This is a genomic window from Rhizobium sp. Root1203 (assembly GCF_001424945.1).
Classification (GTDB): domain Bacteria; phylum Pseudomonadota; class Alphaproteobacteria; order Rhizobiales; family Rhizobiaceae; genus Rhizobium.
In genome coordinates, this window is sequence record NZ_LMCW01000007.1 from 90,153 (window position 1) to 112,115 (window position 21,963).

General features: G+C 62.5%; 18 protein-coding genes. 8 read left to right on the forward strand and 10 right to left on the reverse strand.

All coding sequences use genetic code 11. The annotated features are described in order from the left end of the window. Positions 1-7: 7 nt before the first annotated feature. On the reverse strand, positions 8-1,606 hold the full coding sequence (locus ASC97_RS07760; protein ID WP_057467776.1) for an ABC transporter substrate-binding protein: 1,599 nt from the start codon (positions 1,604-1,606) through the stop codon (positions 8-10). A 349-nt stretch (positions 1,607-1,955) separates the two neighbouring features. Between ASC97_RS07760 and ASC97_RS07765 the strand changes: the two genes are divergently transcribed. The 6 genes from ASC97_RS07765 to ASC97_RS07790 are packed head-to-tail and all read left to right on the forward strand — an operon-like array spanning position 1,956 to position 8,280. Further along, entirely contained in the window at positions 1,956-3,134 is a 1,179-nt protein-coding gene (locus tag ASC97_RS07765) for an acyl-CoA dehydrogenase family protein (RefSeq protein ID WP_057467777.1), read from the forward strand. Positions 3,135-3,145: 11 nt separating this feature from the next. Further along, on the forward strand, positions 3,146-4,504 hold the full coding sequence (locus tag ASC97_RS07770) for an LLM class flavin-dependent oxidoreductase (protein WP_057467778.1): 1,359 nt from the start codon (positions 3,146-3,148) through the stop codon (positions 4,502-4,504). Positions 4,505-4,513: 9 nt separating this feature from the next. Continuing rightward, entirely contained in the window at positions 4,514-4,855 is a 342-nt protein-coding gene (locus ASC97_RS07775) for a DUF3088 domain-containing protein (protein ID WP_057467779.1), read from the forward strand. 13 nt (positions 4,856-4,868) lie between these two features. Continuing rightward, a complete protein-coding gene (locus tag ASC97_RS07780; RefSeq protein WP_057467817.1) occupies positions 4,869-6,089 on the forward strand; it encodes an acyl-CoA dehydrogenase family protein in 1,221 nt (406 codons plus the stop codon). After that, on the forward strand, positions 6,086-7,411 hold the full coding sequence (locus ASC97_RS07785) for an LLM class flavin-dependent oxidoreductase (protein WP_057467780.1): 1,326 nt from the start codon (positions 6,086-6,088) through the stop codon (positions 7,409-7,411). The genes ASC97_RS07780 and ASC97_RS07785 overlap by 4 nt, the downstream gene beginning before the upstream one ends. Before the next feature lie 20 nt (positions 7,412-7,431). Further along, positions 7,432-8,280 carry an NADPH-dependent oxidoreductase gene (locus tag ASC97_RS07790; protein ID WP_244481406.1) on the forward strand — a complete coding sequence of 283 codons (849 nt, stop codon included), beginning with the start codon at positions 7,432-7,434 and terminating at the stop codon, positions 8,278-8,280. Between the two features lie 24 nt (positions 8,281-8,304). Here ASC97_RS07790 and ASC97_RS07795 read toward each other — a convergent pair whose 3' ends face one another. Next, a complete protein-coding gene (locus tag ASC97_RS07795) occupies positions 8,305-9,315 on the reverse strand; it encodes a LysR substrate-binding domain-containing protein (RefSeq protein WP_057467782.1) in 1,011 nt (336 codons plus the stop codon). Positions 9,316-9,603: 288 nt separating this feature from the next. Here ASC97_RS07795 and ASC97_RS07800 point away from each other — a divergent pair, with 288 nt between their 5' ends. Then, positions 9,604-11,220, forward strand: a complete 1,617-nt coding sequence (locus tag ASC97_RS07800) for an ABC transporter substrate-binding protein (protein ID WP_057467783.1) — start codon at positions 9,604-9,606, stop codon at positions 11,218-11,220. Between the two features lie 69 nt (positions 11,221-11,289). Here ASC97_RS07800 and ASC97_RS07805 read toward each other — a convergent pair whose 3' ends face one another. The 8 genes from ASC97_RS07805 to ASC97_RS07840 form a co-directional block, all read right to left on the reverse strand. After that, entirely contained in the window at positions 11,290-12,705 is a 1,416-nt protein-coding gene (locus ASC97_RS07805; protein WP_057467784.1) for an FAD/NAD(P)-binding protein, read from the reverse strand. A gap of 68 nt (positions 12,706-12,773) precedes the next feature. Continuing rightward, a complete protein-coding gene (locus ASC97_RS07810; RefSeq protein ID WP_057467785.1) occupies positions 12,774-13,736 on the reverse strand; it encodes an amidohydrolase family protein in 963 nt (320 codons plus the stop codon). A gap of 33 nt (positions 13,737-13,769) precedes the next feature. Next, positions 13,770-15,017 (reverse strand): acyl-CoA dehydrogenase family protein, encoded by a 1,248-nt coding sequence (locus ASC97_RS07815; RefSeq protein ID WP_057467786.1) that lies wholly within the window; start codon positions 15,015-15,017, stop codon positions 13,770-13,772. An 86-nt stretch (positions 15,018-15,103) separates the two neighbouring features. Then, positions 15,104-16,162 carry an aldo/keto reductase gene (locus tag ASC97_RS07820; RefSeq protein ID WP_057467787.1) on the reverse strand — a complete coding sequence of 353 codons (1,059 nt, stop codon included), beginning with the start codon at positions 16,160-16,162 and terminating at the stop codon, positions 15,104-15,106. 13 nt (positions 16,163-16,175) lie between these two features. Further along, the gene (locus ASC97_RS07825; RefSeq protein WP_057467788.1) at positions 16,176-17,111 is read right to left on the reverse strand and encodes an ABC transporter ATP-binding protein; all 936 of its coding nucleotides are present in this window, start codon (positions 17,109-17,111) and stop codon (positions 16,176-16,178) included. Further along, a complete protein-coding gene (locus ASC97_RS07830; protein WP_057467789.1) occupies positions 17,092-18,084 on the reverse strand; it encodes an ABC transporter ATP-binding protein in 993 nt (330 codons plus the stop codon). The genes ASC97_RS07825 and ASC97_RS07830 overlap by 20 nt, the downstream gene beginning before the upstream one ends. Further along, positions 18,084-19,088 carry an ABC transporter permease gene (locus ASC97_RS07835; RefSeq protein WP_057467790.1) on the reverse strand — a complete coding sequence of 335 codons (1,005 nt, stop codon included), beginning with the start codon at positions 19,086-19,088 and terminating at the stop codon, positions 18,084-18,086. Before ASC97_RS07835 ends, ASC97_RS07830 begins: the two co-directional genes overlap by 1 nt. Next, positions 19,085-20,074 carry an ABC transporter permease gene (locus tag ASC97_RS07840; protein WP_057467791.1) on the reverse strand — a complete coding sequence of 330 codons (990 nt, stop codon included), beginning with the start codon at positions 20,072-20,074 and terminating at the stop codon, positions 19,085-19,087. The genes ASC97_RS07835 and ASC97_RS07840 overlap by 4 nt, the downstream gene beginning before the upstream one ends. A gap of 272 nt (positions 20,075-20,346) precedes the next feature. On the opposite strand from ASC97_RS07840, the gene ASC97_RS07845 reads away from it, so the two are divergent. Next, a complete protein-coding gene (locus ASC97_RS07845) occupies positions 20,347-21,954 on the forward strand; it encodes an ABC transporter substrate-binding protein (protein WP_057467818.1) in 1,608 nt (535 codons plus the stop codon). The last annotated feature ends 9 nt before the right edge of the window (positions 21,955-21,963 follow it).

A 21,963-nucleotide genomic window follows, 5' to 3' on the forward strand; every position in this document is an offset into this window, starting at 1 on the left:
TGCCTCCTCAAGCGCTCGGATCGATCCACAGGTCGCCGAAGCTCCAGTTGAGCCCCTGCGATCCCGTGACGTAGTTCTTCACCCGCTTGTTGGCGACGATCTGGGCGCCGGCGGCGACGAGGTCGACGGAAGCCACCTCGTCATGGATGAGATGCTGGAATTTGCTCCAGACCTCCCAGCGCTTCTTTTCATCCGGCTCGGTCGCGGCCGCCTCGAGTAGCGCGTCCGCCTTGGCGTTCGCGTAGTGGCTGGCATTCGAGAACGGCAGCCCGATCTTGAAGTTCTTGCTCCAATAGGCGCGCTGGATGCCGAGCGACGGATCGAACGTGTTGGAGAGCGACTCCACCACCAGGTCGAAGGCCCGGTCGGTGTAGACGGTCTTCAGGAAGGTCGGCAGGTCGTATTTCTTGATCTCGATGCCGACACCGATCTTTTCCAGCTGGCTTTTCAGGACGTCTGCGTAGCCTTGCGGCAGGTAGGAGTTGTAGGTCAGCCGGAGATCGAAACGCTTGCCATCCGCCTTGCGGGGATAGCCCGCCTCATCCAGCAGCTTTTCGGCGGCAGCTGTGTCATAGGGATGTGCAACGACGCTTTTGTCGTACCACTGCGGCAGAGCGGTGCTGACGGGGCTCGGCGACACCTGCGCGTAGCCATAGAGCGCGACATCGACGATTTCCTGCAGGTTGATCGCCTGGGCGATGGCGAGCCTGACCTCCCGCTTGGCAAACAGCGGATTGTCGTAGTTGAAGAACAATTGCTGCTGCGGACCGGAGTAGGCATAGGTGGTCGTGTCGACGATGAGATTGGGCACCTGCTTCAGCCGGTCGAGATCGGCAAGTGGAACCGGGTTGTCGCCGATATCGGCCTCGCCCGTCTCCAGTGCAGCCGACCGGGCGGCCGGGTCGGTGACGACACGCAGGATGATGCGGTCGAGATAAGGCTTGCCCGCATCCCAATAGGCTGGGTTTCGTTCAAAGATCAGATGGCTGCCTGCCACCCACTCCGTCAACTTGAACGGGCCGGTGCCGATCGCGGTCTGCAGCGTCTGTCCGTCGCCTGGCGCCAGTTTCTCGAAGATGTGCTTCGGCACGATCGGCGATTCCGAACTGGACTGCGCCGAAAGCAGGAAGGGGGCGGGCTTCGACAGCACGATGACGGCGGTGAGCGGATCAGGCGTCTCGACCGTCACCACGTTCTGATAGGTAATGCGACCGCGCGGATGCGCTTCCTTCAGCCTGAAGATCGAGAAGGCGACGTCATCGGACGTGAAATCCGTGCCGTCATGCCACTTCACGCCCTTGCGAAGCTTGAACGTGTAGCGAAGATTGTCATCGGAAACCGACCATTCCGTTGCCAGCAGCGGCTGTGGCCTGACGTCGAGATCGAAGGTCAAAAGACCCTCGACGATCTTCGGGCCGATGGCCTGGCCGGTCCCCGATGACGTGTTGATGGCAAACAGAGCGTTGCCGGGATCCACCCGGTAGAGCCAGTTCAACGTGCCGCCCGTGGCCGGCGCGGCGCTTTGCCCAAAGGTGAGCGACGGAAGCAAGGTGCTGGCGCTCGAAAGCAACATCAGCTGGTTGAAACTGCGACGGTTGATGGACACGCGAAGAGCTCCTCTCGGGTTGGAATGTGGTCCGCTGAGTGAAGCTTCAGTGGTGTGTCCCGAAAGCCGAAGTCAAAGTTTCTTCTCGGCCGGGAAAGAATAATTGCGTCTGAACGATTGTTCGCAGCCGGCGCGACGCAGAGGAACAGCTGCCCACTTTCCATGCTTTGACAGGATGATGTTTCCGTTGGAGGGCACTGCCGCGAAACGCAGGATTCGAGCGCGCCCCCGAAAGAATTTCTTTCTGTAAAATCAACTAGATATTTCTGGACTTAAGCTGCCAGCCAGCCAACCGTTGACGGGAATAGAGGGGATACTGACCTCCTCCACTGTCATTCCGGGAGGCCACATGCCGTTCGAAACAGATACTGACGACACGCTTCTGGCAAAAGCGGCCGAGCTGCGGCAGGCGTTTCACCTCGATGCCGTCGAGAGAGACAAACGGGGCGGCAGGCCGGTCGAACAGGTCAGGCTCCTCAAGCAGAGCGGACTGCCCTCCGCACAGATCTCCAAGGAATATGGTGGCCACGGCGCCTCGTGGCTGACGATCCTGCGCATCGTCAGGGAGTTTGCCAAGACGGACGGATCACTCGCCCACCTCTTCGGCTATCACCATCTGCCGCTCAACCTCATCCTGTTTCGTGGCTCGGCCGCGCAGAGGGAAAGATGGCTGACCGGCTCGGCGGCGGGCAACTGGATCTGGAGCAATTCCGGAAACGCCTTGTCAAAAACGTCGAGCGGGGAGAGGATGGCGACGGGCTGGGTCGTCAATGGTAGCCGCCCATTCTCCTCGGGCTCACATATCGCCGACTATATCCAGATTTCCTGGGAGAATGCCGATGGCGCGCGACTGACTGCCGCCGTTCCCGCCGACCGCGACGGCATCGTCATCGAAAACGACTGGGACGGCATCGGACAGCGGCAGACCGGAAGCGGCACGGTGCGCTTCGTCAATCTTGAGGTTCAGGACGACGAGCTGATCAGTTCGCCTGACGTGCCGCTGACGCCCTATTCCTCCCTCACATCGCTCCTTCAGCAGAGTGTCCTACTCAATGTCTTTGTCGGCAGCGCGCAAGGCATACTGGAGGAAGGCCGCGCCTATACGACGACGAGTTCGCGCCCCTGGGTCTATTCCGGCGTCGAGCAACATATCGACGACCCCTGGATCAAACGCCAATACGGCGAACTCTACATCCGTACCCTGGCAGCCACGGAGCTCGCCGACAAGGCCGCCCGCAGCCTCGGTGCGGCTTACGCTGAAGGGCCTTCCTTGACCGCTGAAGGCCGTGGCGAAGCCGCGATCGATATCGCAACCGCCAATGTCTATGCCGGAGAGGTCGGGCTTGCCGTTTCCAGCGAGGTCTTCGAGGTCATGGGCGCCCGCTCAGCGACCACTGCCAATGGCTTCGACCGCTTCTGGCGCAATGTCAGGACGCACACGCTCCACAATCCCGCCGAGTACAAGAAGCGCACCGTCGGCACGTGGCTGCTGACCGGCGAATTCCCCGTACCGGCCATCTATCGCTGAAAGGAACCGCAATGGCGAAACGCAATGACAAGATCAAGCTCGGCGCATTTCTGCTCTTTACCGGGCACCACGTCGCCGCATGGCGTCATCCGACGGCTTCCGTCGGCACCGAGTTCGAGAACTATGTGGAACTCGCCAAGCTCGCCGAAGCGGCGAAGTTCGATACGATCTTCTTCGCGGACGGCGTTGCCGCGCGCATCAAGGATGTCGAGGCGGCAAGCCGCAAGGCTCACAGCGGCGTTTATCCCTACGAGCCCATCACCCTGCTCTCCGCGCTGTCATCCGTCACCCGCAATATCGGGCTGATTGCCACCGCCTCCACCAGCTACTCCGATCCCTACAATCTCGCCCGGCAATTCGCCTCGCTCGATCGACTGAGCGGTGGCCGGGCGGGCTGGAACCTGGTCACCTCTTCCGACCCCGACGCCGCCTTCAATTTCGGCCATGAAACGCAAATCCCCCATTCCGACCGCTACGAGCGGGCGGAGGAATTCGCAGATGTCGTGCTCGGCCTCTGGGACAGCTGGGAGGACGACGCCTTCCTGCGGGATCGCGAAAGCGGCCGCTACTTCGACCCGACCAAGTTGCACCGCCTCGATCACAGCGGAAAGCACTTCAAGGTCCGCGGACCGCTCAACATTCCGCGCTCGCCGCAGGGCCGACCTGTTGTCGTTCAGGCCGGCGCCTCCGAGCCGGGCAAGGAGCTCGCCGCCCGCACCGCGGAAGCCATCTTTGCCGCCCAGATCACCCTCGAGGAAGCCACCAGCTTTTACGCTGACGTCAAGGGGCGGCTTGCCAAATACGGCCGCTCGCACGACGACCTGAAGATTCTGCCCGGCATTTTCCCTGTTGTCGGCCGCACGCGATCGGAGGCGCAGGAGAAGTTCCAATCCCTGCAGGAACTCATTCAGCCCGAGGTCGGATTGAACCTGATTTCGCAGCTCTCCGGCGTCGACCTCAGGGATTATCCGCTTGATGGCCCGGTGCCCGAAAACCCGCCCACGACAAACGCCGGCAAGAGCCGGCAGGCGCTCGTTCTGGATCTTGCCCGGCGCGAGAATCTCACGATCCGGCAGCTCTACCTGCGCATTGCAGGCGCGCGCGGCCATTGGCAGGTCGTCGGCACACCCGACGATATCGCCGATGCACTCGAAGAGCGGTTCGAGAACTACGGCGCCGACGGTTTCAACATCATGGCGCCGATCATGCCGGGCGGGCTTGCGGACTTCATCGAGCTTGTGGTGCCGGAGCTGCGCCGGCGCGGCCTCTTCCGCCATGAATACGAGGGCGCCACGCTGCGCGAAAATCTTGGCCTCGAGCGCCCCGAGAACAGGCGAGCCGCCAATCGCGGCGCAGTCGCAGCAGAATAAGGAACCGACATGAGCCTCGACACGCTCTTTCTCATCGCCCCCGGCTTTTCGGACCCGAAGCACCCCGGCCAGACCTTCGTCTGCCCCCATTGCAACGCGATCGAGGGGTTGCTTGCGAGCTTCCCTGAGCTTGCAAGCCGGATCGACGTTCGGCGCGTTCCCTTCCCTCGCCCGCGCACCCGTGTGATCGAGGCAGTGGGCGAGGAGAACCAGTCCTTGCCGGTGCTGGTGCTCGCTTCCAACGCGCCGCCCGACGCCGCGGACTGGAGAGGCAAGCGCTTCGTCTCCAAGACCAGCCGCATTCTCGAGCTGCTTGCCGAGCGACATGGCTTCCCGCGACTGCACGGCTGACGAAGGAACGACGATGACAGTAAAACCCGCAACTTTCGAACCAGCCGCATCCCCTCACCTGCTCTTCGAGCCGGATCGAGCCGATCCCTATCTTGCCAAGGCCGCCGAACTTCGCGACATCTTCGCGACCGATGCTGTCGAGCGGGATCAACAGGGCGGACGTCCCACCGAGCAGGTCCGGCTCCTCAAGGAAAGCGGTCTGGTCAATCTGCTCATTCCCAAAGAATTCGGCGGCGAAGGACAGCCCTACTCCACCGCGCTGCGCATCGTGCGCGAATTCGCCAAGGTCGACGGCTCGCTCGGTCATCTTTTCGGCTATCACTTCAGCCCGATCCAGAATGCGCTGACGGGCGCCAGCGACGCACGATCAGCCGCGATCCTGCGGCAATCGGCCGAGGGCCGATGGTTCTGGGGCAACACCACGAACAGCTTTTCCAAGAGCCTGTTTGGCAGGAAGGTCGAAGGCGGCGTTCTGTTGAACGGTTACCGGCCATTCGCCTCCGGCTCGCATGTCGCCGACTACCTGATGGTCGCATGGGAGGATGAAGAAACGAACGCGCGCAGCTTTGCCTATATCCCCGCGAACCGGCCCGGCATCACGATTGCCGACGACTGGGACGGTATCGGTCAGCGACAGACCGGCAGCGGCCGCGTCTTCTACAAGGATGTTGCGACTACGGATGACGAAATCCTGTCGGAACGCCCCAGGGATCCGGCTGCGCTCCTGACGCCCCAGCAACAGCAGAGCGTTCTTCTCAACGTCTTCATCGGCAGCGCCCAGGGTGCCCTCATTGCCGCACGCGACTATACCGTGACGAAGTCCCGTCCATGGATCTACTCAGGCGTCGAGCGCCATGCCGACGATCCGTGGATCAAGCGGCAATATGGCGAACTCTGGACAAAGGTGCAGGCCGCCACCGCGCTCGCGGACCGGGCCGCCACCGCCATCGACGCCGCCTACACCAAAGGCCCTGGGCTGACGGCAGAGGAGCGTGGCGCCACGGCGATCGCGGTTGCCTCGGCCAATGTTCTGGCGGGCAAGGTCGCGCTCGAGGTCACCAGCGAAATATTCGAGGTGATGGGAGCCCGCTCCGCGATACGCTCTCACGGTTTCGATCGTTTCTGGCGCAACGTGCGTATCCATACGCTCCATAATCCGGCCGAGTACAAGACACGCAATGTCGGCTCGTGGTTTCTGACCGGTGACTATCCCGAGCCGGGGGTTTTCCAATGAGCAGACGGCAGCTGCATCTCAACATCAATATCCTCCACTCCGGGTTTTCCCCCGCCGCCTGGCGGATGGAAGGCAGCGATCCTCGCGCCTCGTTTGACATCAACCACTACATCAAGGTGGCGAAGATAGCCGAACGGGGCGCCTTCGACGCCGTCTTCCTTGCCGATCAGGCAGCCATATCGGACCGCATCGACTTCCGGCCGCTGACCTCACTGGAGCCGACCATTGTTCTCGCCTTGGTCGCGGCCAACACCGATCGCATCGGGCTGATCGGCACCGCCTCTACCACCTACAACGAGCCCTACAACATCGCCCGGCGCTTCGCCACGCTCGATCATGCCAGCGGCGGGCGCGCAGGCTGGAACATCGTCACCAGTGCGGACCTGGCGCAAAGCAGAAACTTCGGCCTCGAAGGGCCTGTGGCGCATGGAATCCGCTATGAACGCGCGGGCGAATTCGCAACCGTGGTCAAGGCGCTCTGGGACAGCTGGGAGGAAGAGGCCTTTGTGGGCGACGTCACGACAGGCCGCTTCGTCGATCCCGGCCGCGTCCACCCGATCGCCCACAGCGGCAAGCATTTTTCGGTGCATGGACCACACAATATCCCGCGTCCACCCCAGGGCCACCCTGTCCTCGTGCAGGCAGGCGGATCGGACGATGGACGCGAACTCGCCGCCGAACATGCCGAAGCTGTCTTCTCCGCTTCGCAATCCCTCGAGGAGGCCCTGGATTACGCCAGGGATTTGCGTCGTCGCGCTGCCCGTTTCGGGCGCCCGGAAAACAGCATCCTTGTGCTCGCGGGCCTCGCCACCATCATCGGCAATACGGAGGCGGAAGCCAGGCAGAGACAGGAAGAACTACGGGAGCTCATTCCGCTGGAATACAGCCTCGCCCGGCTGGCCGGCGTGTTGCAGGTCGACCAGAGGAGGCTCGAACTCGACAAGCCGCTGCCGGACGACATACCGCTGCCGGCAGACGGCGGGCATACGTTCTTCCGCGCCACGCTGGCGTTGGCGCGGCGGCAGGGATTGACCGTTCACGGCCTGATCCGGGCGCTCAATGGCGGGACAGGCCATCGCACTATTGTCGGCACGCCTGCGGCCATTGCCGATGATATCGAGACCTGGTTCAGCGCTGGCGCGGCCGATGGGTTTAATCTGATGCCAGATGTGCTGCCACATGGTCTCGAGGTCTTTGTCGACGAAGTTGTCCCTATCCTGCGCAGGCGCGGTCTCTTCAGGCGAGAATATACCGGCCTCACCCTGCGCGACCACCTCGGCCTGTCGCGACCCCACAATCCATACGCCAACGCGGCGGAATGACGACGCGGAAAGGACATCTTGTGACGCCATCCCTTGCTGCAAAACCAACCGGCGCCGATCGGCTGGCGGCCCTCGCCGCCCAGCGCTACCGCCAGGTGAAGGGCCTCGGCAGCGAATGGAACGAAACGATCGAAACGCTGCTTTCTCACCGCAGCGTGCGCAGCTACTTGCCTGATCCTGTTCCACACACCAATGTCGAACTTGCGGTCGCCGCCGCGCAATCGGCTGCCAGCTCCTCCAACCTGCAGGCATGGAGTGTCGTCGCCGTTGAGGACCCCGATCGTCGCAGCCGGCTGAATGCCGTTGCCGGCAGCCAGCGCCAGATCGCCGAGGCACCTCTCCTGCTCGTCTGGCTCGCGGATCTTGCCCGGCCGCGTGCGATCGCCGCGCAAGGCGGCTCGGCGGGAGAAGGCCTCGACTACACCGAGAGCTTTCTGCTTGGCGTGATCGATGCGGCACTCGCCGCGCAGAACGCCGTGGTCGCTCTTGAATCGCTGGGACTGGGAACCTGCTACATCGGCGCGATCCGCAACGATCCGGAGACGGTGGCGCGAGAACTGGCTTTGCCGGAAGGCGTCTTCCCGGTTTTCGGCCTGACGGTCGGCTTTCCCGACCCGGCACAGCCTGCCGGCGTGAAACCGCGTTTGCCGCAGTCGACGGTTCTACACCGCGAGCAATATGCTGGCGACGCACGCACGCGGGATCTTGTCAGCTACAACAAGGCGTTGAAAAACTTCCAGGCGGAGCAGGCCATGCCATCGGTCGACTGGACCGATCAGGTTCGCCACCGCATCGGCACCCCCGAGGCGTTGAAGGGTCGGCACGTGCTTGCAGCCGTCGTACGCAGGCTGGGGTTTCATCTCAAATAGCGCAGCCCGATTTCCAGGAAGAGTTCACTCGGCCGCCATCATGTCGGCGGCCGGCCGGGTGCGCCGCATGATGATCTCTTCCATCGTCTGCAGGGCGCGCGCTTCGGCGAGCAGCCATTCGCGAAACAGATCGACACGCATCTGCCGCGCCGCATGCGCAGTGGTGGCGAAGAAATAGGATGAACTGACCGGTTGCGGGACGCCGAAAGGGCTGACTAGGCGCCCTGAGCGGATCTCGGCTTCCGCCAACCTGATTTTGCCAAGTCCCAATCCCTGTCCGGCGGCAGCGGCATCAAGGACGAGAGAGGACTGGTTGAGCCGGAACCCGCCTTGGGACGGATAATAGGAAAGTCCGGCGGCGCGCAGCCACCCGGCCCAATCAGGAAAGGACTGATCGTGCTCAGCTCCCTCTTCATGCAACAGCGGCACATGTTCGATAGCGCGCGGATTGCCCCATAGCCCTTGGGCGTCGGCGAACTCCGGACTGCAGACTGGCAGCACGGCTTCGGAGAAGAGATGATCGACGACAAGCCCGGGATATTGCCCGCTGCCGTAGCGGATCACGCAATCGGCATCGCCCGCATCGAGGTTGGTCAACTGCGTCGACGCATCGACCAGAACCTCCAGGCCGGGGGCCGCACGTCGAAGTGCATCGAGACGGGGTATCAGCCATTTGCTGGCAAAGGATGGAGCCACCGAGATGCGGATCGGCTGTTCATGATCGCTCTGAACGAACTGGGCCACCGCGGCGAGAACAGCGTCGAAGGCGCCCGTCAGGCCCGGCACCAACCCCAGCCCCGCCGGGGTCAGATGCAGCTGGCCACGGACACGGTCGAACAACGGCTGACCGAGGTAATCCTCAAGAAGCCGAATCTGCTGGCCAACAGCCGCCGAGGTGACGTGCAACTCCTCGGCGGCGCGCACGAAATTCAAATGCCGCGCCGTCGCGACGAAGGCTCGCAGCGATGTCAGCGGTGGCAGCCGCGCAAGTGTGGGCTGGATTGCTTTTCTACGCGTGTCGGCAAAGGTGCTCATAGGGCGATAGCACCACAAACCCGCACCTGAAGACGAGAACGCGTATTGCGTCCAATCCCGCGCGCGGAACATTTTCTTGCGCCGGAGGCGTGGATCATGGATGCAAAAACTCATTTTCAAAAATTGTCTATATTTTTGGTAGATTAATGAAATCAGCCCTGTGTCCGACGCGAAGATTTCCTTTGCCAGACGCGGAGAAAAACATTCTTCCGGTTTTGCACCACGCTGCCCGATGATTGCGGGGACACGCTTCGATGGAGGCGTCCCATTGCAATTCAGGGGGTATTCATGGACATCAGCAGACGCCAACTCAACAAGCTTCTCGCCGCGACGGGCCTCACAGCGCTGGTCCCTTTCACCGCTTTCGCCGAGACTGCGGCGCCGACAAAGGGTGGGACCTTGAACTTCATTGTCGAGCCGGAGCCGCCGACGATCCTGGCGCTCGCCCACACAGCGGGCGGCACCCAGAAGGTCAGCCCGAAGATCACCGAAGGTCTCTTAACCTACAACTTCGACCTGACGCCGAAGCCGCAGCTTGCCACTGAATGGTCGATCAGCGACGACGGACTTAGCTATACTTTCAAGCTTCGCCCGAACGTGAAGTGGCATGATGGCAAGCCCTTCACATCGGATGATGTTGCTTACTCCATCGAGCTTCTCAAACAGGTCCACCCGCGTGGGCGCGGCACGTTCGCCAACGTCATCAAGGTCGAAACGCCGGACCCGCTGACCGCCGTGATCCGGCTTTCCAAGCCGGCACCTTATCTCCTCAGTGCGCTCTACGCTGCAGAATCTCCGATCGTCCCCAAGCACGTCTATGACGGCGTGAAGATTGCCGACGTGCCGACCAATCCGAATGGCGGCGCACCGATCGGCACGGGGCCGTTCGTCTTCAAGGAGTGGGTGCGCGGATCGCACATCATCCTGGAGCGCAACCCGGAGTACTGGGACGCCGGCAAGCCCTATCTCGACCAGGTTGTCGTTCGTTTCGTGCCTGATGGCGCAGCCCGCGCAGCCGGCTTCGAAACCGGTGAATTTGATATCGGCGGTGACAATCCAATCCCGTTGAGCGATCTTGAACGCGTAAAGGCACTACCGAACATCGGCATCGATTCACGTGGTTACGAGACCAAGGGCGACCAGACGCAGCTGATCTTCAATCTCGACAACGAGTATCTGAAGGACGTCCGCGTTCGCCGCGCAATCGCCCACGCGATCGACCTCGACGTCATCCTGAACACCGTCTGGTACGGCTACGGCCACGTTTCGCCGAGCCCGATCAGCACCTTCCTGCCGCGCTATCTCGATCCCTCGATCAAGCCTTATGCCTATGATCTGAAGGCCGCTGAGCAGCTGCTCGACGAGGCTGGCTACAAGCGCGCCGCAGACGGTGTACGCTTCAACCTGCGGCTGACCCATAATTCCTACAATGACGGGTTCAAGCGGGTCGCCGAATATCTGAAGCAGAACCTGACGCGCATCGGCATCAACGCCACGATCGATTCCTATGATTTTTCCACCTACATCAAGAAGGTCTATACCGACCGCGCCTTCGACGTGACGGCGGAATATCTCGGCAACCAGTTCGATCCGACGCTCGGCGTGCAGCGCATCTACTGGTCGAAGAATTTCAAGCTCGGCCTGCCCTTTTCGAACGCCAGCCACTATGCCAACCCGGAAGTGGACAAGCTGCTCGAAGCCGCATCCGTCGAGATCGATGATGTGAAACGCAAGCAGCAATTCTCTGCCTTCCAGAAGATCATTGCCGATGAAGTGCCGGTCGTGAATCTGATTGCCCTGGAAAACGTCACCGTCTTCAACAAACGGGTCAAGAATCACACTATCGGGGCCGAGGGCGTACAGTCCAACTTCGCGGACGTCTACATCAAGGACGGCGAAGGCTGAGGTGCGGCGGCCAGCCCTGCACAGGAAAGGGGCGTCTCGAGGCGCCCCTTTCTGCTTTCAGAAATAAGATCAGGCGACGCGGATCGGCGTGAATTTCGCGAGGATGCGATCGGCAAGGGAGATCGCCTGAGCGCGCTGCTCGGTGATCGAGCTCGATTCCCAAGCAACGCCCCGCAGGGGATGCCCGATGGCGCTCAGATTGCGGTGAACAAGGCCTTCCTCATTGAGGAGATCGCCCGCCGGCGTCGCATCGATGCCGTAGCCGGTGCTGTGAGGACGAACCTCACCGCTTGCGAGCAGGCTCTTCACGAACGGATCGGAGATCCGGCGCCAATCATGCAACTGATGGCCACGACAATCGATCACCCCGTCGAACGACGCTGTCTCGACGCTCGTCCTCGCCTTCAGCCTGGCGGCGATACCGCTGCCTTCGACGGCGAAGCCGAGGATACGGGCCCGGCCGTGCTCCAGCCGCCCTTCCGAAATGACGCTCTCGACGATCCGGTGGCTTTCTGGCGCCGAGCGGTGTGCCGTCACGTCCCAGAACGTTCTGAGATGCCTGGTGAATCGCAGCCGTTCTCGATCGCTCGCGCCCTGCCATAGCGAGAGAATGTGAGGGCGGACCGCCAGCGGCAGCCCTTGCCAGTCCGCGCCATCGGCCGAAATCGCCCGTCGTTCCGCCTTGACCCGCGACAGCAGCTCGCGCGCGGTGACCGGCAACGGGCCGTCGGCCAGAAAGTCGCGCGCCGCCTCGACGGTCCTGCGACCTTCCACGAACTGGCCCCGGCGCGATATCACGCGGTAGCGCCCGCGATAACCTCTCGCCTCCATGCTGGCGATGGCATCGACCATCGACAGGCTGGAACCGATCAGCAGGATCTCATTGCAGTCAACCAGGCGATCGAGCGCGCGTGCGTCCCATGGATTGGCCGCAAAGCGCGGATAGCCGGCAAGCTGGGATTCGGCTGCCGACAAGCCAGGCTGGAAGACGCCAAGGGCGAGGATCGCCTCGTCGGCTTCAACGACGGCGCCGTTGGTTGTCGTGATACGGATCCGGTTTGGCGCGGCCACTAGTGCTGCGGCCGACGACCGGATATGCCGCAACGTCGAGCCGAGCCGCGCGTTGGCCACCGCACGAGCGAGTTCGTCGCGGACATAGGTGCCGTAGAGATAGCGCGGCGGACTGCTTGAACTCACCTCGGCAGGCGGCGTCCAGCCATTGGCAGGGCCGTTCTCTACAAGCCAGCGCGAAAGATGCCCTGGATCTTCGGGATAGAGGGAGAAGATCTCCGCCGGTCCGTTGACGAGATGGACAGGCTCTGTCGTGCTGTAGGCAATACCCCGGCCGAGCTCCTCGCGCCGTTCGATGATGGTGATTGCCAGCGGCACTTCGGTTCGGTCGAGCAACTTGAGTCCGGTCAGCGCGCCGGCAAAGCCGCCACCCACGATGGCAACGGAGTGATGCGGAATACGATCGATGCGCAATGGGCCTCCTCTCCCACCGGTGTCGATGGGGTTTGATCTGTCGGGCTATGAAAACGGGCGGACGCGCCTTATGCGATCAGCCGGTCCCGGTTACGGCGATGACCTTTCAGCAGTTCAAGGGCATTTCGGCTGGCAACCAGCTCTGCCTCACGCGCGCTCAGGCCAGCCGCCTGAAAGGCTGCAGCCAGTCCGTCCTGCGTCGGGTCGTGCCCCAGGATCGGCCAGTCACTGCCGGTCAGCACATGATCGGCGCCAACGAGGCTGGTCACGAATCGAATGAACCGCGCCTCCGAGGGCATGATGTCGATATAGAGATGACGTCGCTTCCCGGCTGGTGCATTCGTGAAAATGGAAGGCAGTTCGCCGAAGGGGCCGGTCAGCGCAAGCGCTAAAACCCCAAGCGCGGTGATGACGACCCGAAGGTCCGGCAACTCCTCGAAGACGCCTGACGTCACCAGCGAGATCGCGGCGGCCGCATTGATCGTGCCGCGGCTCAGGCGGGTGCCGAGCCTTCCAAGGCCGGACAGCTGCGTCGTAAGCGGCTCGGGGTTGATGGGATGCAGGAAGACGGGAACGCCGAGCTCCGCAGCGACCCTCAGCACAGGACGAGCCTCCGGCGCGTCGATCAGTCTGTCGCCCTTTGCACTGTCGAGAAACAGGCCGGACAGATTAAGCTCGATGATGGCGCGCCTCGCCTCGGCGGCGGCCGCCTCACCGTCGAATGCGTCCACGGTCGCCAAAGCGAAGAGGCGATCCGGATGGCGCGCCACCGTCGCCGCGAGATCGTCGTTCAGCCTCCGGCTGACCGCGCCGAAATCCGCATCCGGCGCAGCGACCATGGAGAGTGCAACGCCAATCACGCGCCGCGAGATACCGGCCGCATCGCTGTCGGCGATCAGCGCATCGATATCGGAGATCTTTGTGCCAATCCGCGCCCACAGTGGATCGAGGGGGCGACCCGGCGCGCGATAGACTTCCCAGCCTTCAGGCAGGAAATGCGTATGGAAATCGACGATATCGAGCTTGCTCATGGTTTCTCCGTGTCGATCGCTGCGCGGCAGGTCTCAGAAGACTTTGCCTTCCTCCAGGTGCGTCGTGGTTCCGTTGATGTAGAAGTCGCCGACCACCCGGGCCTTGTGCAGCAGCGGGTTGTGGTTAAGCACCGTGCGGATGTTACGCCAGTGACGGTCGAGGTTGAGATGACGCGACGTCGCGGAGCCGCCGCCAAGTTCGAAGACGCTGGTGGCAGCAGCAAGCGCGATCTGCGAGGCGACGATCTGCGTGCGCGCCGTCGTCAGCGCGCTCTCGATCAGCGCGGCGTCGAGCTTGTCCGCATCACTTGCACCAAATGCAACGGCCGTCCGGTCCAGCGCTCGCGCGCTTTCGCGGATCAGGGTGTCCACGGCAAAGGAGCCGGCGGCGATCTCGCCGAGGATCTTTTGCACGAAGGGATCGGCATCGGCGGTTTCGGCCGCGCTATGGGCTGCCGAGCGCGCCTGCCGGCGCACATAATCCGTCCCTTCGGCCAGTGTGCCGCGCACCGCGCCCGCCATCGAGGCCGCCAGGTGAAGCTGCCGCAAGGTCGAGGTATGGCGACCGACCAGCGTGTTGAGCCCGCGCGTGGAGATCTCGTGCGGCAGGACCTCGACGTCTTCGAGCAGGACCCCGCCGCTTGCTGTCAACCGCTGGCCCATGCCATCCCAGTCGTCGAGAATGGAGATGCCGGGGCGGTCGACGGGCAGCAGAACACTCACGAACTCGCCATCGTCGTTCCTCGCGCTAAAGGAGGCGAAGTCCGAAAAGGCCGTGCCTGTCGCATACCATTTGCGGCCGTTGAGACGGTAGTGATCGCCTGATCTCGTCAGCCGCGTCGTTACTTCGCCCGGGCGCTTGGTGCCCTGCTCCGTATGCGCGCCGCCGAAAAGCTTGCCGGACAAAACGCGACCGAGCTGCGTGCGGTCGATCGCCGTGTTGGGCGTAAGAACAAGGGTTTCAGTGAAGTTGAAATGGCTGCGCAGCGCGTGCGCGACATTCGAGTCAGCCGCCCCGATAGCCATGATCATCTCGATGTAATCGGCAACCGAACCGCCGGGGCCGCCGAGCGAGGCGGGAATGCGCAGCGCGCCAAGCCCCGCTTCCTTGAACAGGCGGAACGCTTCGAAGGGAAGCTCCCGCTCCAGGTCGCGCTTGGCCGCCTCTTTGGAGATTTCCGCCGTCAGCGTTGCGATCTTCGCGAGCAGCGTCGAGCGATCGCCACCCTCCTGCGCAGGTGCGGTCGTGGCGGACAGTGCTGAAGGAGCGGTATGCGGCATGTGGGAACCTTCACGGCCAAGGAAAGAAAGTGATGGTGGATCCGCCGGCACGGCGGATCCGCTGTATTGTGATCAGGCTGTCATGATCAGGCGACGGCGCGCGTCAGCGGCACGACATTGTCGGCACCACCTTCAGCGCTGTGCGGCACGCGGCCTTCGACTGGATGGCTCGGATCGTTGAAGCCAGGGGTCGAGGGGTGACCAGTTGTGACCAGTCGGTCGACCAGCGCCTCGTCCTCGGCGTCGAGCTTGACATCGAGCGCGCGGATATAGCTGTTCCAATGCTCCTCCGTGCGCGGACCGGTGATCGCGGCCGAGATCAGCTTGTTGTTCAGCACCCAGGCGAGCGCGAACTCGGTCGGCGAAATCCCCTTGCGGGTGGCATGGGCGGCAATCTCGGAAGCGATGGCAATCGATTCAGGGCGCCATTCGGTCTCGAGGATCCGCTTGTCGCCGCGACCGGCGCGGGTATCGGCCGCCGGTTCCTTGCCCGGCTCGTACTTGCCGGTCAGGACACCACGGGCAAGCGGCGAGTAGGAGACGACGCCCAGACCGTAGTGATGGGCGGCCGGCAGCTGCTCGGCTTCAGCGGTACGGTTGACGATGTTATAGAGCGGCTGGCTTGCCACCGGGCGGTCGATGCCGAGTTCATCAGCAAGCTGGGCGATCTCGGCAATACGCCAGCCGCGGAAGTTCGAGACACCGAAGTAGCGCAACTTGCCGGCGCGGATCAGGTCGGCAATCGCGCGCACCGGCTCTTCCAGCGGCGCGTCGAAGACGGCACGGTGGAAATAGAGGATGTCGATATAGTCGGTGTTGAGGCGGCGGAGCGAATTCTCCACTGTCTCGATCACCCACTTGCGCGAATGGCCGCCAAGGTTCGGGCCCTTCTTGTGAGAGTTGACGAACTTCGTCGCCAGCACCCAATGGTCACGATGCGCCTTGATGCCCTTGCCGACAACCTCTTCCGACTTGCCGTCGTGATAGACATCCGCTGTATCGATGAAGTTGATCCCCTGCTCGCGGGCCTTGTCGATGATGCGGAACGCGACGTCGTCGGGCGTCGGGCCGCCGAACATCATGGTTCCGAGGCTGAGCGGTGACACCTTGAGCGCGCTGCGCCCGAGATAGCGATAGTCGACCATTGTATTCTCCTTTTTACTGGGCGTGATGGCAGGCGGCGGCGTGGCCGTTGCCGAACTGGCGGAACGCCGGGTCTTCAGCCCGGCAGATATCGGTGGCGAGCGGACAGCGCGTATGGAAACGGCAGCCCGAGGGTGGATTGTGCGGGCTCGGCAGGTCACCGGTAATCGGCGCGGCCTGCTTGCGCCGCGACGGATCGGGCACTGCCGCAAGCAGAGCCTGCGTGTAAGGGTGCTTGGCGCCCGTCCACAACTCGCTCGTTGGAGCGCTCTCGACGATGCGACCGAGATACATGACGAGCACGCGATCGGCGAAGTAGCGCACGACCGAGAGATCATGAGAAATGAAGAGATAGGAGAGCGACAACTCCGTCTTCATCTCGACCAGCAGGTTCAGAATTTGCGCCTGGATCGAGAGGTCGAGAGCCGAGACGGGCTCGTCGCAGATGACGAGCTCCGGCTGCAGGATCAAGGCGCGAGCGATTCCGATCCGCTGGCGCTGGCCGCCGGAGAACTCGTGTGGAAAGCGATCGAGCGAATCCGCCGGTAGGCCGACATGGGCGACCATCTGCGCGGCGATTGCTTCGCGTTGCGTGCGCTCGCCAATGCCATGGACCGTCAGAGGTGCAGTCAGGATCGCGCGTATCGTCTGCCTCGGATTGAGCGAGGCGAACGGATCCTGGAAGATCATCTGGATGCTGCGGCGAACCGACCGCAGTTCGCGTCCCGCCATGGCGGTGACGTCCCTGCCCTTGAAGGTGACGTTCCCGGATGACGGATCGACAAGCCGCACCAGTGATTTGCCGAGCGTGGACTTGCCGCAGCCGGATTCACCGACCAGTGCCACCGTCTCACCTTCGGCGATGTCAAGCGACACGCCATCGACAGCGCGGACAGTGCCTGAAGCCCCGGGGTAATGGGTAGAAAGCCGATCAACCGACAGAAGCGACATGAGCCTTCTCCGCAATGGCTGTAACATAGGGGCACGCCACCTGCCGACCGGCGGGAAGTGCGATGAGTTGCGGCACCGTGGAAGCGCAGGCGGGCCGCGCGACTGGACAGCGCGGCCGGAACGAGCAGCCCTTTTCGCCGGCCGCCGAAACAATCGAGCCGGGGATCTCCGAGAGTGGCCCGTCGCGGTAGTGGTAATCGGCCTTCAGGCGCGGCGAGGCCGACAAGAGGCCCTTCGTGTAGGGGTGGTATGGTTTCTCGAATACCTCGCCCGGCAGCCCCTCCTCGATCTTGCGCCCTGCATACATGACGACGACGCGATCGGCCCATTGCGCGACGATACCGAGATCATGGGTAATGAGGATGACGGCCATGTTCAGCTGCGCGCGAAGATTATCGAGCAGTTGCAACACCTGCGCCTGGATCGTCACGTCGAGCGCGGTCGTCGCTTCGTCCGCGATCAGCAGTTTCGGATTGCAGGCGACCGCGATCGCGATCATCACGCGCTGGCGCATGCCGCCGGAAAGCTGATGCGGATATTCATCGATGCGGCGGCGGGCCTCGGGAATGCTGACGAGGTCCAAAAGCGCGATGGCGCGTTCGCGAGCCTGACGGCGGCTGAGATTTTCATGAATGCGCAGCACCTCGATAATCTGGTCGCCGATCGTCAGCACCGGATTGAGCGATGTCATCGGCTCCTGGAAGATCATGGCGATGTCGCGGCCACGGATCCGGCGCAGTTCCCGTTCCGGTAGACCGACGAGGTCGCGGCCATCGAAGCGGATCTGTCCGCCAGCGCGTGCGTGCTGCGGCAGCAAGCCCATCAGCCCGAGCGCCGTCAGCGACTTGCCGGAGCCGGATTCCCCGACGATCGCCAGCATCTCGCCCGGATTGGCGCAAAAGCTGACGCCCTTCACAGGCTCGGCGGACGCAAAGCGCACAGAGAAATCGGAAACCTCCAGAAGCTTACCCATCAGCGATCCTCCGAAAAGCGCGGATTGAGCGCGTCGTTGAGGCCATCGCCGATCAGGTTGAGCGCAAGCACGGTGAAGACGATCGCCAGACCAGGCAGCGCCGTCAGGTACCAGGCGGTGCGGATGACATCGCGGCCGGCACCGATCATCGAGCCCCAGGAGACACGATTGGGATCACCAAGCCCCATGAAGGCGAGCGCCGATTCCATCAGGATCGCGCTTGCTACCATCACCGACGACGTGACGATCAGCGGCGGCAGCGCATTGGGAAGGATCTCTCGGAAGATTATGCGGGCGTGGCCGAAGCCGAGGCTGCGCGCGGCCTGCACATAGTCCTTCTCGCGAATGGCACGGAATTCCGCTCGCGTCAGCCGCGCGACCGTCGGCCAACTGACGATCGCGATTGCAATGGTCACCGTCCCCGTCGTCGGCTGGGCGATCGCGACGAGAACGACAAGCAACACGAAACTTGGAATGGTCTGGAATATCTCGATGAACTTGACCAGCACATCATCAATCAGGCCGCCGAAATATCCGGCAACGGCACCGATGGTGATCCCCGCCGTCAGCCCAAGCGCGGTGGCCGCAAGCCCGACAGTCAGCGATATCCGCGCCCCATGCACGATACCCGCCAGCACGTCGCGCCCCATGGAGTCCGTGCCGAGCGGATAGGCGGCATTCTGTCCGGGCCAGAGGAATGGCCGCGCCACCATCTCCAGCGGATCGCCGGGGTAGAGAAGCGGCGCAAGCAACGCCGACAGCGCGACCAGGAGCAGGATGCCAGTCCCGAACAGTGCGTTGTAGTTGGCGAGGAAGACTTTCAGCTCCCGGCGCACGCCGCGCCAGGCCGTGCCCGAAACAGAGGCGCGCACATCGGGCGCATGGATATGCGTCCAGCGTGGCTGCTTGGGCGTTTGCGGAGCCGGTTGACTGGCCTCTGCCTTTGCCTGCGGCGCAAAGTCGATCGCCCGGCCGGCCAGTGTTCCAAGTTTCTGACTGTTCATCGGCTTGCTCCAATTCGGGGATCGATCCACGCCTGCAGGAGGTCCACGGCCGCGTTGGCGACGATCACGAGGAAGGATGAAAGCAAAAGGATGCCGAGCAGCACGCTGAAATCGCGTGCCATGACGGCCTCGAAGGCAAGGCGGCCGAGGCCCGGCCAACTATAGACGGTCTCGACCACGACCGCGCCGCCGAGCATGCCCCCGAAGTGCATTCCCGCCATGGTCGTGATTGGGATGAGAGCATTGCGCAGGATGTGCCGCGTCGTCAGCACGAAGGGCGAGACACCCTTGGCGCGCGCGGTCCGCACGAAATCCTGCGACTTGACTTCAAGCATGGAGGCACGCGTCAGCCGGGCGTAGATCGCGAGATAGAAGAGCGCGAGCGAGGTGGCTGGCAGGATCATATAGCGTACCCTGTCGAGCAGTTCAGGGAAGCCCGTCAGCCGCGAACCGATTGTGCTGTCACCTCCGCTCGGCAACCAGCCGAGCTTGACCGAGAAGAGCAGGATCAGCATCAGGCCGATCCAGAAGCCGGGGATCGAATAGAAAAGCAGCGAAACGACGGAGATGATCCGGTCAGGCAGACGCCCGGAAAAGGCTGCCATCAGAGAACCCAACAGCAGACCGACCGCAATCGCGATCGCCAGGGCCGTCAACATGAGAAGAAGCGTGCCCGGCAAACGCTGACCGATCAGATCGGCAACCGGCATGCCATAGCGCGGCGAGAAGCCAAGACTGAAATGGGCGAGGTTGTTTAGATAGTTGGCGAGCTGAACCAGGATCGGATTATCAAGCCCGAACCGCTCGCGCAGCGCAGCCATCGTCTCGACCGTCGCCGAACCCGATTCCGCCGCCATCACATCGGCGGCGTCACCTGGAGCGAGCTTCAACAGGAAGAAATTCAAGATGACGATCCCAAGCATTGTAGGAACAGCCTGAATGATCGTCCTGCTGATCGTTCGACCGATCCGCCTGTAAGCCGACATGCCCTACCTCGCGATCTGAAAAGATTTCACCTCGTCTTGTCGCTTAGTAGTTGACTAATTCTGTGGGTTTTGTCAAATCCATATTGGTAAATAATTCCAACAGCATCGCTATAAAGCGAACTTTTAGAAATATCGTACCGCATATCGTGACTTGAAAGAATTTAATGCCGCTTCACAGCAGTGATGGGGCAAAAAATCTCTAAAGCGGGATCGATCTGCGAAATGGCACTGAAGCGGGCCGAAACGGCCCTGGATCATGAGGGTTGAACAAGATGTCACTATTTCCCGCACCCACACGCCGCAGCTTTCTCCTGGCCTCGGTCGCGCTCGGCGTCACCGCAACAGCACGGCTTCCGGCCTTTGCGGCGGCCGCGACACGCGGCGGCACGGCAACGCTCCTTCTGGCAGCGGAGCCACCTGTCCTGACAACGATCGCCCATACGGCCTATAATGCGGTCTACGTCTCGCCAAAGACGACGGAAGGGCTTCTCACCTACGACTTCGAGCTCAATCCGAAACCGCTGCTTGCCAAGGAGTGGACCGTCAGCCCCGACGGCCTGACCTATACCTTCAAACTGCGCGAGGGTGTGAAGTGGCATGACGGCCAGCCGTTCACCTCCGCTGACGTCGCCTTCTCGATTAAGACGCTGAAGGAAGTGCATCCGCGCGGGCGCAACACTTTCCTCAATCTCGTCGACATCGAAACGCCCGACGCACTGACGGCCATCCTCAAACTGTCAAAGCCGGCACCTTATCTGATCACGGCTCTTGCCGCCTCGGAAACGCCGATCGTGCCGCGCCACGTCTATGAGGGAACCAAGGTCGCCGAGAACCCCGCCAATCTGGCGCCGATCGGCACCGGTCCCTTCAAGTTCAAGGAATGGGTGCGGGGCAGCCATCTCGTCTATGAGCGCAACCCCGAATACTGGGACCAGCCCCGCCCCTATCTCGACCAGTTGATCATCCGTTTCATTCCGGATGCCGCCGCCCGCTCGATCGCGATCGAGACCGGCGAAATCGACCTCGCGCCTTCCACGCCCGTACCGCTCAGCGATCTTGAGCGTTTACAGAGCGCCGAAGGGCTCGCTTTCGAGACCAATGGCTATCAGTACCAGAACGGAGTGAGCCGCATCGAGTTCAACCTCGAGCGACCCTTTTTCAAGGATGTGCGGGTGCGCCGTGCCTTCGCCCATGTGATCGATCGCAACGTCATCCTCAACACCATCAACTACGGCTACGGCGCCGCAATCCCCGGCCCGATCAATCCCAACCTCGCCAAATGGTACGTGCCAGACCTGAAGACCTATCCGATCGATCTCGCCGCGGCCGAGAAGCTCCTCGATGAGGCGGGTTACCCGCGCGACGCCGATGGTATCCGCGCCCGCATCAATCTCGACTACGTGCCGAGTGGAGAAACCTATCCACGCGGCTCGGAATATATCCGCCAGGCATTGGCCAAGGTCGGTATCGACGCCACGGTTCGCAGCCAGGATTTCGCGACGTACACGAAGCGCATCTACACCGACCGCGACTTCGACTTCGCCTTCGAGGGCATGAGCAACCTCTTCGATCCGACGGTCGGGGTCCAGCGGCTCTACTGGAGCAAGAACTTCAAGCCGGGCGTTCCGTTCTCGAACGGCGCGGCCTACAGCAACCCCAGGGTCGACGAACTGCTTGAGGCGGCCGCCATCGAGGTCGATCCGACAAAGCGTGTCGAACAGTGGCGCCAGATCCAGCAGATCCTCGTCGAGGATGTCCCGGCGATCGACATCGTCAGCCAGCCGGAACTGACGATCTACAACAAGCGCATCTCCGATCACACGGTGGGTGGCGAAGGCGTCGCAGGCAGCCTCGCCTTTGCCTACGTCGCAGCATCCTGATCGTTCAGC